13 protein-coding genes are annotated in these 14,980 nt (G+C 60.1%); 7 read left to right on the top strand and 6 right to left on the bottom strand.

Translation table 11 applies throughout. The annotated features are described in order from the left end of the window. Nucleotides 1–3: 3 nt before the first annotated feature. From GQ59_RS05655 to GQ59_RS05630, 7 genes are all read left to right on the top strand, one after another. On the top strand, nucleotides 4–867 hold the full coding sequence (locus GQ59_RS05655) for an ABC transporter permease (protein WP_037078640.1): 864 nt from the start codon (nucleotides 4–6) through the stop codon (nucleotides 865–867). Between the two features lie 28 nt (nucleotides 868–895). Continuing rightward, on the top strand, nucleotides 896–1,678 hold the full coding sequence (locus GQ59_RS05650; protein ID WP_037078637.1) for an SDR family NAD(P)-dependent oxidoreductase: 783 nt from the start codon (nucleotides 896–898) through the stop codon (nucleotides 1,676–1,678). A gap of 9 nt (nucleotides 1,679–1,687) precedes the next feature. Beyond that, on the top strand, nucleotides 1,688–2,683 hold the full coding sequence (locus GQ59_RS05645) for an ABC transporter ATP-binding protein (protein ID WP_152564240.1): 996 nt from the start codon (nucleotides 1,688–1,690) through the stop codon (nucleotides 2,681–2,683). Then, nucleotides 2,680–3,657, top strand: a complete 978-nt coding sequence (locus tag GQ59_RS05640; protein ID WP_037078631.1) for an ABC transporter ATP-binding protein — start codon at nucleotides 2,680–2,682, stop codon at nucleotides 3,655–3,657. Before GQ59_RS05645 ends, GQ59_RS05640 begins: the two co-directional genes overlap by 4 nt. Before the next feature lie 9 nt (nucleotides 3,658–3,666). Continuing rightward, a complete protein-coding gene (locus tag GQ59_RS05635; RefSeq protein WP_037078628.1) occupies nucleotides 3,667–6,021 on the top strand; it encodes a penicillin acylase family protein in 2,355 nt (784 codons plus the stop codon). A gap of 102 nt (nucleotides 6,022–6,123) precedes the next feature. Further along, nucleotides 6,124–6,282 (top strand): hypothetical protein, encoded by a 159-nt coding sequence (locus tag GQ59_RS32310; RefSeq protein WP_156376344.1) that lies wholly within the window; start codon nucleotides 6,124–6,126, stop codon nucleotides 6,280–6,282. Between the two features lie 3 nt (nucleotides 6,283–6,285). Then, nucleotides 6,286–7,212 (top strand): ArsR/SmtB family transcription factor, encoded by a 927-nt coding sequence (locus GQ59_RS05630; RefSeq protein ID WP_037078626.1) that lies wholly within the window; start codon nucleotides 6,286–6,288, stop codon nucleotides 7,210–7,212. Nucleotides 7,213–7,252: 40 nt separating this feature from the next. On the opposite strand, the gene arfA is transcribed toward GQ59_RS05630, so the two are convergent. The 6 genes from arfA to GQ59_RS05600 all read right to left on the bottom strand — a co-directional run bounded on the left by arfA (nucleotide 7,253) and on the right by GQ59_RS05600 (nucleotide 14,631). Continuing rightward, nucleotides 7,253–8,800, bottom strand: a complete 1,548-nt coding sequence (gene arfA, locus GQ59_RS05625) for an arabinosylfuranosidase ArfA (RefSeq protein WP_432762569.1) — start codon at nucleotides 8,798–8,800, stop codon at nucleotides 7,253–7,255. A gap of 43 nt (nucleotides 8,801–8,843) precedes the next feature. Next, nucleotides 8,844–9,740 (bottom strand): ABC transporter ATP-binding protein, encoded by an 897-nt coding sequence (locus GQ59_RS05620; protein ID WP_051903810.1) that lies wholly within the window; start codon nucleotides 9,738–9,740, stop codon nucleotides 8,844–8,846. Continuing rightward, complete coding sequence (locus GQ59_RS05615) at nucleotides 9,737–10,804, bottom strand: ABC transporter ATP-binding protein (RefSeq protein WP_051903809.1); 1,068 nt, start codon at nucleotides 10,802–10,804, stop codon at nucleotides 9,737–9,739. The genes GQ59_RS05620 and GQ59_RS05615 overlap by 4 nt, the downstream gene beginning before the upstream one ends. Continuing rightward, nucleotides 10,804–11,664: an ABC transporter permease gene (locus GQ59_RS05610; protein WP_037078620.1), complete on the bottom strand. Its 861-nt coding sequence runs from the start codon at nucleotides 11,662–11,664 to the stop codon at nucleotides 10,804–10,806. Before GQ59_RS05610 ends, GQ59_RS05615 begins: the two co-directional genes overlap by 1 nt. Continuing rightward, the gene (locus tag GQ59_RS05605) at nucleotides 11,661–12,668 is read right to left on the bottom strand and encodes an ABC transporter permease (RefSeq protein ID WP_037078618.1); all 1,008 of its coding nucleotides are present in this window, start codon (nucleotides 12,666–12,668) and stop codon (nucleotides 11,661–11,663) included. The genes GQ59_RS05610 and GQ59_RS05605 overlap by 4 nt, the downstream gene beginning before the upstream one ends. A 64-nt stretch (nucleotides 12,669–12,732) precedes the next feature. Further along, nucleotides 12,733–14,631 (bottom strand): ABC transporter substrate-binding protein, encoded by a 1,899-nt coding sequence (locus GQ59_RS05600; protein WP_037078615.1) that lies wholly within the window; start codon nucleotides 14,629–14,631, stop codon nucleotides 12,733–12,735. Between the last annotated feature and the right edge of the window lie 349 nt (nucleotides 14,632–14,980).

Here is a 14,980-nt window from a genome sequence, read left to right as displayed (position 1 = left end):
GCTTTGAGCACCGCCGTCCTCGCCCTTCGCCAACGCCTTCGCCGGGTCCCCCTCTCGGTCATCGTCGTGTCGATCATCTTCCTGGTGATCGTGCTTCTGGCGATCTTCGCGCCCTGGGTGGCGCCGGCCGATCCCAACCGGCAGAACCTGCTCGGCCGCCTGAAGCCGCCAGGCTTCGAGATGCGCGGCATCACCTACTGGCTCGGCACCGACGATCTCGGACGCGACCTGCTGTCGCGCACGCTCTATGGGGCGGGCGTCTCGCTCTCGGTCGCCGTGCTGTCCGTGGTCGTCTCGTCATTGGTCGGCGTGACGCTCGGGATGATTGCCGGCTGGTTCCGGGGCAAGATCGAGATCCTCATCATGCGGCTCGTCGATATCATGATGTCGATCCCGGCGATCCTGCTCGCAGTGCTGACCGTCGCAGTGCTCGGTCCGGGCTTCCTGAAGCTGGTCCTGGTGCTCGGCCTCACCCGCTGGCCGCGCTATACCCGCGTCGCCTATGCCCAGACCCTGCAGGTGGCGAACCTGCCCTTCATCAAGGCTTCGGAGCTGGCGGGGGCAGGGGCAGCACGCATCCTTTTCCACCACATCCTGCCGAATATCGCCGGGCCGGTGCTGATCGTCGCAACCGCCGAATTCGGCCTGATGATCCTGATGGAAGCCGGCCTTTCCTTCCTCGGCCTCGGCATCCAACCACCGGCCTCGAGCTGGGGCTCGATCATGAGCGTTGGCCGTCAATATATCGAACGAGCCTGGTGGATCGTCGCCTTTCCCGGCGTCTGTCTCTTCCTGCTCGTCTTTTCCGTCAACGTGCTTGGCGACTGGTTGCGAGACCAGCTCGACCCACGTTCCCGTACCCGTTGAGCCGTTTGGCGCGTTGAGGTTTTAAATCATGGAATTCGAAAACAAGACCATCGTCATCACCGGTGCAGCCGGCATCTTCGGCCGCTGGATTGCCGCCTATTTCGCCCGGGAAGGCGCAAGGCTTTGTCTCAGCGATATCCGAATGGATGGACTGGAAAAGGCGGTCGCCGAGCTCGGCCTCGACCGTTCCCGGGTTCTGCTGCATGCGACCGAACTGACCAGCGACGCCTCGATGCTCGAACTCGTCGATCTCGTGAAGCGTGAATGGAAAGCGCCGGACATCCTCGTCAACAATGCCGGCATCTATACCCGCTTTAGCCTGCTCGACATGGAATTCTCCGACTGGGACCGCGTCTTCGGCGTCAACCTGCGCGCGCCCTTCGTGCTCTCTCGTGAGTTCGCAAAGCTCATGATCGCCGAAGGCAAGGCCGGCTCGATCGTCAACATCTCCTCGGGTGCTGCCCGCAAGATGAACCAGAATTCCGTCCCCTATTGTACATCGAAGACCGCGATCGAGCGGCTCTCCAAGGGGTTCGCCATGGAGCTTGCCGAATACGGCGTTCGCGTCAACGTCGTCGAGCCGGGTTTTGCGCCGGGCAGCGAGGTGAGCGAGCTTTCCGACGAATACGTCACCAACATGCTGAAGAACATTCCGCTCGGCCGCGCCAGCGGTCCCGAGGATGCGCCGGGCGCGATCGCCTATCTCTGCTCGGACAAGGCCGCCTTTATCACCGGCGCCGTGATCAGCGTCGATGGCGGCAATTCGATCGGCAATTACAAGCGTCCCGAACGGGCCAGGACAACAGGCTGAGGAAACATGATGGACGCCGCTGCCAATCCATTGCTGACGGTCGATCGGCTCACCATCGATATCGGTGGCGCCAATGTCGTCGACGATATCTCGTTCACTGTAGCGCCCGGCAAAGTCATGGCGCTGGTGGGTGAGTCCGGCTGCGGCAAATCGCTGACCTCCTATGCCATGCTCGGCCTGCTGCCGCCCGCCGCCCGCCGCACCGCCGGCCGGATCATGCTCGAAAATACCGATCTTGCCGCCCTGTCCGAGCGACAGTTCCGCAAGGCGCGCGGCAAGGACATCTCGATCATCTTCCAGGAGCCGAGCGCCTCGCTCGATCCGCTGACGACGGTCGGCTCGCAGATTGCCGAGGCCTATCGCGCCCATCACGGCGTCTCGAAGGCAGAGGCCTATGAGAAGGCGCGACAGATGCTGGTCGATGTCGGCATTCCCGACCCGGCAAGGCGGCTGGATCAATATCCGTTCGAACTATCCGGCGGCATGTGCCAGCGCATCATGATCTCGATCGCGCTGATCTGCGGCCCGCGCGTGCTCGTCGCCGACGAACCGACCACGGCGCTCGACGTGACCATCCAGGCGCAGATACTCGACCTGATGAAGAAGCTGGTCGCCGATCGCGGCACGGCAATCGTGCTGATCACCCACGACATGGGCGTGGTCGCCGATATCGCCGACGACGTGGCGGTGATGTATGCGGGCCGCATCGCCGAAATCGCGCCGGTGCACGATCTCTTCCGGCAGCCCAAGCACCCTTATACGGCCCTTTTGCTGGCCAGCGTCCCCAAGCTCGATGATGCGCCGAAGGCGGACCTCGCGACCATCGAGGGGACGGTGCCGACGCCGAACGAATTCGGCGTCGGTTGCCGTTTCACCGAACGCTGTCCGCTCGCGACCGACAAGTGTCGCACCGAACAGCCGCCTCTTTTCGATTGCGGCGGAAGCCATCGTTCGGCCTGCTGGCATATCGATCGCATGGCGGAAATCCGCGAGGTGGCGGCATGAGCGAGCGTCAGAACGTTCTCGAAATCCGCGACGTGGCGGTGCATTTCGGCGGCCGAGGCGGATTGCTCGGCAAAGCCGGCCCGGTGATCAAGGCGGTCAACGGCGTTGACCTCGATATCGCCCGCGGCGAGACCGTGGCGCTGGTCGGTGAATCCGGCTGCGGCAAGTCGACCCTTTCCAACACCATTGTCGGCCTGCAGGCTCCCATTTCGGGAAGCGTGCGCATCAGCGGCGACGAAGTGGTCGGCGCCAATCGCCGGCAGCTCAACGATATCCGCCGCAAGGTGCAGATGATCTTCCAGGATCCGGCGTTGTCTCTCGATCCGCGGTCCACGGTGGGCGCCACCATCGGCGAACCGCTGATCGCGCGCGGCGTCGCCAAAGGCAAGGCGCTGAGGGAACGTGTCGCAACGCTGCTACAACAGGTCGGCCTGCGTCCCGAACATGCGGACCGATATCCGCACCAGTTCTCCGGCGGCCAGCGCCAGCGCGTAGTGATCGCCCGCGCACTTGCCCTGGAGCCGGATCTCCTGATCTGCGACGAGCCAGTCTCGGCGCTCGACGTTTCTGTTCGCGCCCAGATACTCAACCTGCTGGTCGCCTTGCAGAAGCGCACCGGCGTCTCCTACCTGTTCGTCAGCCATGATCTCGGCGTGGTCCGGCACATCTGCGACCGGGTGGTGGTCATGTATCTCGGCCGGTTCGTCGAGATGGCCGACCGTGACACCTTCTTCGCCAATCCGAAACATCCCTATACCAAGGCGCTGATGTCGGCCGTGCCGGAAGCCGACCCAGAGGTGCAGCGCGCCAAGCAGCGCTTCATCCTCAGTGGCGAGTTGCCAAGTCCTTCAAACATCCCGTCTGGCTGCGCCTTCCACACACGCTGTCCGCTTGCGACCGAAATCTGCTCGAGAGAGCGGCCGGAACTGACGCCACGCGCCGATGGCGCCCGTGTCGCCTGCCATCACGCGTAGGAGAATGCCATGAGCGATGTTCCAAGGAACGAAACACTCCTGCTGACCGGCCTCGATGCCGAAGCAGAAATCCGGATCGACCGCTGGGGCATCCCGCATATCAGGGCGGCAAGCGATAAGGACCTGTTCTTCGTCCAGGGGTTCAACGCCGCCCGCGACCGGCTGTGGCAACTCGACCTTTGGCGCAAGCGTGGCCTCGGGCTTCTCGCCGCCGATTTCGGCCCTGGCTATCTGGCGCAGGATCATGCCGCCCGGCATTTCCTCTATCGCGGCGACATGGCCCCTGAATGGATTTCCTATGCATCGGATACGCAGGCGATCTGCACCGCCTTTGCGGCCGGCATCAATGCCTATGTCACGCTCTGCAAGGCGGAACCCGCCCGCCTGCCGCCCGAATTCGCCGTCTTCGACACCAGGCCGTCGCGGTGGGAGCCGGACGACGTGGTGCGCATCCGCAGCCACGCGCTGACCCGCAACGGCATTTCGGAAATCCTACGCGCCAACATCATGGCGCTTGCGGACGCCGAAACGGACCTGCTGCGCTTCGAACTCGATCCGCCCGTCTCTCTGACGCCGGCCGACGGGATCTCGCTCGCCGATATTCCGCTTGCCGCGACCCGTCTCTTCAAGCTTGCCACCGCGGCCGTCACCTTCGACAAGGCCCGGCTGGCGGCAACACTCGACGACGTCTGGAAATGGACGGAGGTCACCGATCTCGGCGATATCGTCCAGGCGATCGCGGAGGAAGGGTCCAACAACTGGGCGGTGCACGGTTCGCGCACCGAGACCGGCCGGCCGATCCTTGCAAGCGATCCGCACCGGGCGCATGCAGTGCCGTCGCTACGTTATCTCGTTCACCTCCAAGCCCCGGGCTTCAACACCATCGGCACCGGCGAACCGACCGCGCCCGGCATCTCGCTTGGCCATAACGACCGCACCGCCTTCGGCCTCACCATCTTCGGCGCCGATCAGGAAGACGTCTATGTTTACGAGACGAAGGACGGCGATGCGGAACACTATCGTTATGGCGACGGCTGGGAGAAGATCACCCGCGTGGAGGAGAACTTCGCGGTCAAGGGTCATGCCGAGCAGACGCTGACGCTCTCCTTCACCCGCCACGGCCCGATCCTCCACGAGAACCCGGAGATTCGCCAGGTCATTGCCATGCGCTCCGTCTGGCTCTCGCCGGGGTCGGCAGCCTATCTTGGCAGCCTGTCCTATATGCGCAGCGGTTCGGTTCAGGCGTTTTCGCAGACGCTCGGGTCCTGGGGCACGCCGTCCGTCAACCATGTCAGTGCCGATGTGGACGGCAATATCGGCTGGTTCACCGCCGGTTTCACGCCAGTGCGCCGCAACTGGGAAGGGCTGCTGCCTGTGCCCGGTCATGGATCCCACGAATGGGACGGATTCCTGTCGGCGGGCGATCTGCCCTACGCCTATAACCCGGCCGATGGCTTCGTCGCCTCCGCCAACGAAATGAACCTGCCGGCCGACCGCGACCCGACAGCCCCTTCCATCGGCCACGAATGGGCGGAGGTCAGCCGCGCCCAGCGCATCAAGTCGGTCCTGCGCGCCGATCTCAAACACACGCTGCAGGCCTCGATGGCTTTGCAGACCGATGTCTATTCCCGCCCGGCCGCGACCATCTGCGCCGTGCTTCAAAAAGTCGCCAGCCGTCAACTGCTGGATGACCGGCAGGAGCGCGCCACGAAGCTTTTCGACGGCTGGGATTACCGCCTCGAAGCGGGGAGTGCACCGGCCACGCTCTTCGAAGTCTGGTGGATGAAACACCTGCGGCCGGCGCTGTTGACGAGGTTCGCACCGAACCCGACCGTCCGCCAACTGCTGCTGCCCGGCGATGTCGACCGGATGCTGGCGCTGCTCAGCGAACTCGGCACACTCTGGGACGCCGCCGATCGCGACGCCATGCTGCTATCGACGCTTTCCGCCGGTTTTGCCGATTGCGAAATCCGGCTCGGCCCTGATCCAGCCGCCTGGCGCTGGGGCGACCTGCACCGCGCGCTCTTCGAACACGCGACCAGCCGTATCAAGACCGAAGGGGCCACTGACTGGAATGTCGGCCCGCTGCCAGTGGGAGGCAGCCGCTCGACGCCGATGCATGCCGCCTATCGGATGGGCGATTTTAGCGTCAACGCCGGCGCCTCCGTCCGCCTCGTCATGGATGTCGGCGACTGGGACAACAGCGTCTGCATCAACACCCCCGGCCAGTCCGGCGATCCGCGCTCGCCGCACTATGGGGACTTGGCCAGCATTTGGTCGAAAGGCGAATACGTGCCGCTCCTTTACAGCGACCACCGCATCGCCGAGGAAACGATCCACCGCATTATGCTTCTGCCGGCTTGAGCGGGCGAAACCTGTACCTCTACCGAGCTGCATCTGAGTGGGCGCACCTTGTTGAGATTGGAAAATTGGTGGGCCGCGCGGGAATAGCCGTTGAGATCCGAAATGGCCTTGTCGACGAAGCGGCAGCAGATCGCACCTGAAGTGACGGCGGGTGGGGGTCTTGTTGAGATTTTTGGGGCGACTAACGTGCCAGCCGCCGAAAAATTCGCTCTTACTAAATCAAAAATCCTGATACAGATGAAGGACAACAGCATGATCTGAAGTATGAAGCCGAATTTTCTCACAGTTTCCGCTGGTACCGGCAGCTTGGTTCTAAAGGGCCTGGCTTCACCCATTCGAGTCAACATTCTTCAGCTTCTCCATGATCGGGGAAAGCTAAACGTCAATGAAATTAGCGCGGCCTTGTCGCTGCCGCAGTCGACAGTTGCCGTGAACATTCTGACTCTTGAAGAGGCCGGTCTCATCGAGACCTCTTCCGTCAAGGCGACCAAAGGCAATCAGAAGATTTGCAGCGCCAAATACGACGAGATCATCGTCCGGTTCGACACCGCTGAAAAAGCAACCAGAAACAACCAGATCGAGGTCGCGATGCCTCTAGGGCTCTACACGAGCTGCGAAGTTTCCGCACCCTGCGGGCTTTGCTCGCCAGACGGCGTCATCGGCTTGCTGGATGTTCCCGATTTTTTTCTGGATCCCGGCCGGGTGCAAGCAGCGTTGATCTGGTTCGGGCGCGGCAATGTCGAATACAAGTTTCCAAACAACGCCAAGCTTGTGAAGTCAGCGGTCGAGGCAATCGAATTTTCGATGGAGCTTTCGTCGGAAGTGCCGGGGACGAACGTCAACTGGCCGTCCGACATAACGCTGTGGATCAACGAACATCGCATTGGGACCTGGACGTCACCCGGTGACTACGGCGACAAACGCGGGGTCTATACGCCACAGTGGTGGAAGCTTGAAGGCTCTCAATACGGAAAGCTGAAGACTTGGCGCGTAACCAAGCAGGGATCGTTTATCGACGGCGTATCGATCTCCAACGTCACAATCGACGACATCGGCTTGGCCGAGCATCATTCGATCAGGATGAAAATCGGCATAGAGGAGCATGCCCCCCACCCAGGGGGCATCAACATCTTCGGTCGCGGCTTCGGCAACTACGACCAGGACATCATCATGCGGCTCTATCTCGCCTGACGACGGCTGGGGCAAGCACGATCCGTCCTCGACCTCGGCTTCACAGGGAAGCGCCAAACTGAACGACGTTCCATGACGCCGGGGGAACAGTGACCGTAACACTGCCGCTCGTCACCTCTATGTCCCTCAGATTGTGAGGGGCCACCTTGTCCGGCTCATTCTTGGTGTTGCTCGCCTTGAGGTCATGGTGATGCAGCGAATGTGCTCGCTGCAGCTTTAGCCCGCCAAAGCCGGTTGCCGCGATATCAATCTGCATATCGTCGGAAAGGTGCCGGTTCAGGATAAAGAGGGTGACTGTCTTGTTCTCTTCGGAATGCACTGCCGAGAACTTGAGGTAGGGAACCGCGTCGATCTTGTCGTACAGGTCTTCCGTGTGCGTGGGGTCGTAGTAGCGTGTGGCATAGGTCGGCGTATCCACGCGAGTTCTGAGAACACGGCCCCTGCCAAGATTGCTGAAGTCCGAGAAAGGCCAAAAGATCGTTTGCCGCCAGGCCGGACCACCGGTTTCCGTCATGATGGGGGCAATGGCGTTTACAAGCTGGGCGAGGCATCCGGCCTTAACGCGATCGGCGTGATTGAGGAGTGAGATGCATGCGCCGCCGAAGGCAAGCGCATCCTGCATGTCGTATTCCTCCTCCAGGATGGGTGGAGCAACGGGCCATCCTTCCTTGACGCGGTTATGTTCGCCGCGCCGGGTACGATACCAGACATTCCACTCATCGAAACTCAGCATGATGCGCTTGCGGGAGCGACGGCGCGCCGCGACAGCATCGGCGATCGAAACCACTTCTTCGATGAAGCTGTCCATCAGGTCAGGGCTTGCGAGGAACGACGGCGTATCGTCGGCATAATTATTGAGATAGGTGTGCAGCGATATGAACTCGACATGATCGAACGTGTGTTCGAGGACGATCCTCTCCCATTCGCCATATGTCGCCATTTTTCGCCCGGAGGATCCGCAGGCCGCCAGTTCGATCGTCGGATCGGTCATCCGCATCATCTTTGCGGTCTCGGCGGCGATGCGGCCGTATTCGTCGGCCGTTTTCGCCCCCATCTGCCAGCCGCCGTCCATTTCGTTGCCCAGGCACCAGAATTTGATGTCGTGCGGTTTTTCCCAGCCGTGCTGTTGGCGCAGGTCGGAAAGGTGGGTGCCGGAAGGATGATTGCAGTATTCAAGGAGATGGCGGGCTTCGTCTGGTCCGCGTGTGCCGAGGTTGACAGCCAACATCGGTTCGATGCCGGCAACCCGGCACCAGTCCATGAATTCGTTGGTTCCGAAATGATTGGTGTCGACGGATTTCCATGCCAGGTCGAGGCGGCGTGGGCGCTGCTCGACCGGGCCTACCCCATCCTCCCAATTGTAACCGGAAACGAAGTTGCCGCCGGGGTAGCGCATGATGGTGGGATTGAGCTCGCGCACGAGCTCCAGAACATCCCGCCTGAACCCTTTTTCGTCAGCCGTTGGATGGCCGGGTTCGAAAATGCCGCCGTAGACGCAGCGGCCAAGATGCTCGATAAACGCGCCGAACAGACGGTTGTCGGTTTCACCAATGATAAAGTCCCGGTCGAACCGGGCTTGGGCCTTGATCATCTCAAATCTCACTTTGCTTCAGGAAATGGATAATTCGCCGCTAATGCGGCTGCAGCTCTGTCTCTTCGGTCGACGGCTGTGGTGATGCACGCGCTTGCTGGGTCGCGGCGCTGTCGCCGGTCAGCACGCCGCGACCGTTCGGGTCGGGAGACAGGATGGCGGACTTCAGGAGTTGCGAGTACGGATGCTGGGGGTTGTCAAGGACCGAGCGCGCCTCACCGCTTTCGACGATCTCCCCCTTGCGCATGATGATGATCCTGTCGCTGACGTAATAGGCCGTGGCAAGATCGTGCGTGATGTAGATGATCGAAACCCTGAGATCATCGCGCAGTGCACGAAACAGATTAACGATGGACATTCTCAGCGAGGCATCGACCATCGAAACCGGCTCGTCCGCGACGAGCATAGATGGGCCGGGGATAAGTGCCCGGGCAATCGCCACTCGCTGGAGCTGACCTCCGGAGAGCTCATGAGGGAACCGGCCGCGGACTTCGGCAATCGACAGGCCGACGTTGTTCAGCGCCCTGTCGGCAACGGCTTCCAGCTGCGCGGGTGAACGGGCGTCAGTGAAGTTCCTTGCCGTCATGAACAGATAGCGATCGACGCGTTTCAAGGGATTGAACGCCTCGAAAGGGTTCTGGAAGATCGGCTGGACCTCTTTCATGAACCTTCGCCGCGCTCCAGGTCCGCGGATCGAAGCCAGGTCGCGGCCCTTGAAGAAGATCGTCCCCGCGCTTGGCCGGACCATATTGAGGATCATCCTCGCAAGTGTCGTCTTGCCGCTTCCGGATTCACCGATGATCGTGAAGATTTGAGGTTCATCGCCCTCCAGGCGGAACGACACATTGTCGACCGCCCGGAATTCCTGACGGCCAAGCAAGCCCCCCCGTTTGTAGAGCCTGGAGACGCCGTCGAGGTGCAGAAGAGGAGCCGTCATCGCCCGATCTCCAATGCCTCGGGCTGGTTCGGCTTCCCATCAGCTGTCGGCAGGACGTCCGAACTCGCCGCAAAACATGCCACCCTGTGATCTTCTGCGAGGGTGGTAAGGGCGGGGTTCTCGTGTCGGCAAATCTCCATCGCCAGTGGGCATCGCGGATGGAAACGACACCCTTTTGGAGGATCGGCCAGGTTCGGCGGGGTTCCGTGAAGCCCGTCGCGTGTATGCCTGTCGCCGATCGTCGGCAGGCTGGCGATCAGATGGGCCGTGTACGGATGCAAAGGATTGGCAAAAACGTCCGCCGTTCGCCCTTCTTCGACGAGCCGGCCGGCATACATGATGCCGAGCCTGTCAGCGATATTTGCATGAACCGTCAGGTCATGGGTCACGAAGATCATTGACGATCCGAATTCATGTTGCGTTTCCCGGATCATCGCCAGGACGTCTTTCTGGACGACGACATCGAGCGCGGTCGTCGGTTCGTCGGCGATGATGAATTCCGGCTTACAAAGTGTCGCGAGCGCGATACAAACGCGCTGTCGCATCCCGCCCGATAGTTCGTGCGGATAGGAGCGAAGTATCTCAGCAGGAAGGCCCAGCCGCTCCAGATGGCGTCGCACCTCCTGGTCGAATTCGGCGCGCGCCAAATGCATGTGCCGGAACGCGAAATCCTCGAAGGTTTTGTGAATACGACGAACGGGATTGAGCACGTTCATCGAGCCTTGCAGGATGTAGGAGAGGTGTCGCCAGCGTATGGCGGTGCGTCGTGCCGGGGACAAAGCGTAGAGATCGTCGTCGATGAAGCTATAGTTTACCTGTCCGCCGACAATTTCCAGCGGGGGTCTGATCGCAGCGGCGATCGCTTTGATGAACGTGGTTTTGCCGCAACTGGATTCGCCTGCAATGCCATAGATCTCGTGCTTGCGCACGTGCATCGAGATTCCGTCGACAGCCCTTACTTCGCGGTCGATCCCAAAATATTTCATCCGGTAGTAGGCGCGAAGGTCGCTCGTTTCCAGGACGTGCGCGTTTCCGTGACCAGCTGAGGCGGAGATCTGCGTCATCAGGAATTCCCCATCCGATCGAGCCGGCTGCGCGGATCGATGTATTCATTCATCGAGATGGCCAGAAGGAAGAGTCCGATGAACGTCAACGTCACGAAAAGGGTTGGGAAAAAGTACCACCACCAGACGCCGGACACCATTGCACTGTGCTGGTTGGCCCAGAAGATCATGCCGCCGATGGTCGGCGTATCGACATCGGTAAAGCCCAAGACTGCAAGCGTGACTTCGAGCCCGATCGACCAGTTCATGTTGTTCATGAACGTCGAGAAGACGATCGGCAGCACATAGGGTAGATGTTCCTGCGTGACGATCCTTGGCATGGACATGCCGGAGAAGACGCTGGTGTTGGTGAATTCACGGGTTCTGAGGCTTATCATCACTGATCGAATAAGCCGCGCATCATAGGCCCATCCGAGGCCCGCCATGACGAGTGCAAGCACGAACCAGGTCATGTCGTCACGCAACACAAAATAGAGCAGGACCAGAAGCGGGAAGAGTGGGATGACGATAAACGTATCGTTGATCGACATCAGGATCCGGTCAACGATCCCGCCGACATAACCGGAGATCAGCCCGATCACCAGGGAGAGTATGCGGCTGATGAGCGCTACGATGAAGCCGAAGGCGAGAGTATTGCGAATCGCAAAGGTCAATTGCCAGAAAATGTCCTGACCGCGCGAATTGGTTCCGAATACATATTCCAGCGACGGTGGTGCATCCAAGGCCACAAGGTAGGAGTCGATCGGCTCGTAGGGGGAGAAGAAAGAGGCAGCGGCGATGCCGAGGATGATCGCCATGATCACGCATCCGATCGCAAACTCGCCGTTATAGCGGAACAGGTCTCTCAGGACGGCAATCATTGGGTCACCTGTACGCGCGGGTCGATCAGGGGATAGATGATGTCGATGATGAAGACGGCTGCCGAAACCGCGATGATTGCAATCGACGTGATCCCCAGAACGAGCGAATAATCGGCAGCATGGACTGCTTCGACCAGGAGGCGCCCGATGCCCGGGTAGCCGAAAACCTGCTCGGTGATTACCGCACCGTTGAAGATTGCGCCGATCGACATCGCAAGACCGGTGATCTGCGGCAAGAATGCGTTACGCATCACGTAGGACGTCACGAGCCGCTTTTCGGGGACGCCGGCGAGTGCAGCGTAAGTGACGTAGTCGTCGGTAACGATATTCGAAACCAGCGCCCGCATTCCCATGAACCAGCTTCCGACACCGACGAGGATGAGGGAGAGCGATGGCAGAATGGAGTGCAACAGAACGCTGCCCGCGAATTGCGGCGTCCAGCCGGTCGCAAGATTCATCTCGTAGCCGCCGCTGCTCGGCAGGATCGGCAGGAGGAATGTGAAGACGATCAACAGAACGAAGGCGACAATGTAGTAGGGCACGGGATGGAGCCCCATCATGATCATACCGAGGATCCGAAGGATCCGATTGCGGCTGTAGTAGCCCGCCAATCCGCCGAGGATATTCCCGATAAACCAGCTCAATACGGTGGACACTGTAAGGAGACCGATCGTCCAGGGGATGGCTCTTCCGATCAGTTCACTCACGGGCGTGGGGAATGCCGACAGTGAGGGGCCGAAGTCGAGCATGGCAAGACGTCGCCAGAAAATGAGATATTCCTCCCACAGATTGTCGCCGACGCCGTAGAGTTCCTTAAGGGACTGCCGAAGAAGTTCGATGGATTCGGGGCTGGAAAAACCAAATGTACTGACTTGAGCGACGGCATGCTCGACCGGATCTATCGGCGTAAGATGCGTGATCAGAAACGTGATGCTGATGCCGACAAAAACGACCAGCGCGAACTGCAGGACGCGCTTGGCCACGTAGATGGCGTAGGAACGCATTGATGCCTCGCATATCGGGATGAGGTCTCCGCCCGGCGCCTTGGAGGCGCCGGGCGGCAGTTTCTCACTTTGCCGGCTTGGTCGGCTTCAAGTTGACCATCATGTATTTGGTGTTACCCCAGTTGGCGACCGGGTTCGTGTAAGGCTTGGTTGCGAGGCTCGGGAAACCGGTCCAATACGTCGTGTCCATGGTCGCGAAGACGTTGTAGGCCATGAGCGGAATGATCGGCATCTCCTCGGTGGCCAGCTTCAGATAATCGAGACCGAGCTCGACCCCGCGGGGATCGTCGAAATCGATCGTGCGAATCTCCTCGATGATCTTGTCCAGCCTCGGTTCTTTCCAACGTTGCCAGTTTCTCGGCGGTTGCACCTTGCCGACATCGACGACAAACTGGGAATGCCAGCTGTCGAGGAAGAACGACAGGTCAGGGTGACCACCCCAGGTTTCCACGCTCCAGCCTATGAAGGTGTCGAAGTCGCCGACGCCTCGCCGGTCAAGCATCGTTCCCTGGGCGACGTCGATATTCGCATCGATGCCGAAACGCCGCCATTGTTGCGCAATGATCGATCCGGCGCGTGTCATGACCGGCCTGAGATCGCCTTCCACCATGACTTTCACGGTGAACGGTTGCCCGTTCGGCTGGTGCCAGCGCTCGCCCTGTTTGGTGAAGCCGGCTTTCTGGAGAAGTTCGGTTGCCGCCTCCGGGTCAGGTTTCCACCATCCGCGGCCAAACGCTGTCGCAATATCTGCCGTGTCCGTTGGTATCTGGTCCTTGAGGGACGGACGCAGCATGTCGGCGATCTGCTTGCCCGTCGTCGGGTCGTACGGCTTGATCTTCCGCTTGCCCGTGTCGAGTTCGAAGCCCGTCAGCCACTGCTCCATCGGTTCGAAATAATATTTCGGATAAAGTCCGGTGGGCGGCACGCCGATTGCCGAAATGGTGGCCGCGCCTCGATAGGAGGCCATGCTGACGGCCTTGATGTCGATCAGCAGCGCCAGCGCCCAGCGTACGTCCTTATTCTGGAATTTCTCCAGCCGATGGTTGAAGATGACCGAAGGCAATGTCGGATCAGGGTGTGCGTACGGGAAACCCTTGAACCAACTGACCGACGACGGCGAGTCCTTGGCGAGCGTGAACATGCCTTCGGGGGACAGGTCGTGGATGACGTCGAGACGATGGTTGAGCTGCTCAATAACGCGTTTTTCAGGCGGTCCCGGGTCAATATAAGCGAGGTAACCTGGGCCAGGCTCGCCGAACCGGGCTACCGTGGTACGCTTCCAATCCTCACGTTTCTTCCAGATGAACCACTTGCCGCCGCGGTCGAAATTGTGGAGCGTATAGGCGCCCAGCCCGACCGGCGGGTTGAAGTCGAACTTGAGAACGTCACCGACCTTCTCAAAGACATGCTTCGGCATCATCCACATGGCGTTCCAGCGAACCGTAAACAGTGCGTGGAAGCGTGAATTGGGTTTTTTGAGCTTGAAGAGCACTTCAGTCGGGCTCTTCTTCTCGATCGCCGCGACGTTGATCTGGACCGGGGCGCTCCAGCGTAGGCCGCTGGTCTTCATGTGGGTCTCGATCGTGAACACCACGTCGTCGGCAGTGAATTCGATGCCATCGCTCCAGAAGATGCCGGAGCGGAGCTTGACGGTCATCTCCGTGAAATTCTTGTTATAAATCGGTTTTTCCGTCGCAAGGGAATTGTCCCAGACACCGTCGATGCCGTGATCCGGGTCGATGTACCAGAAGGTGTCCATCACATTCTGATGGAGACCCGTCGTCTGGCCACCGGCATTGATGGCCCAAATGTTGAACCATCCGGCGTTTTTGATTGTACCTTCCGGATTTTCGAGAATCAGCAGCTGTTCTCGGGGCAAATCGTTGCTCGGCACTTGCCCAAGCGCCGGCCTTGTCGCGAGAAATGTTCCCGCGAGCCACATAAACGTCCGTCTCGAAAGCATGCCGTTATCCTCCCAGTTCCAGCGTGCTAATCGGCTATCCGAATGGCTCAGATACTGCCTGAGCAACTGAGAATGTCAACCGAATTTATGATTTATATCATAAAATATGATATACTATGCCCGGCTTAGACGACTGCGTCTAAGCCGGGGAGGAGTTCCCTTGATCGCTGTCTCAGGACTTTTACCGCCGAACGGGAGAAGAGGAACGCTATGAGAGTTTGTTGCCGGCTGCCGCGGCGGCCGGGAGCGCGAAGGGTTCGGCAGAACCTTCTCACAGTCGAAGATGACATGCGGATCCATGGACGCAAGACAAGCGGAATTCGCAGGACGTCGTCACGGTTCCTGATCC

Origin of the sequence: Neorhizobium vignae (genome assembly GCF_000732195.1) — a bacterium.
Lineage (GTDB): Bacteria > Pseudomonadota > Alphaproteobacteria > Rhizobiales > Rhizobiaceae > Neorhizobium > Neorhizobium vignae.
This window is presented reverse-complemented; position numbering and strand designations above follow the sequence as displayed.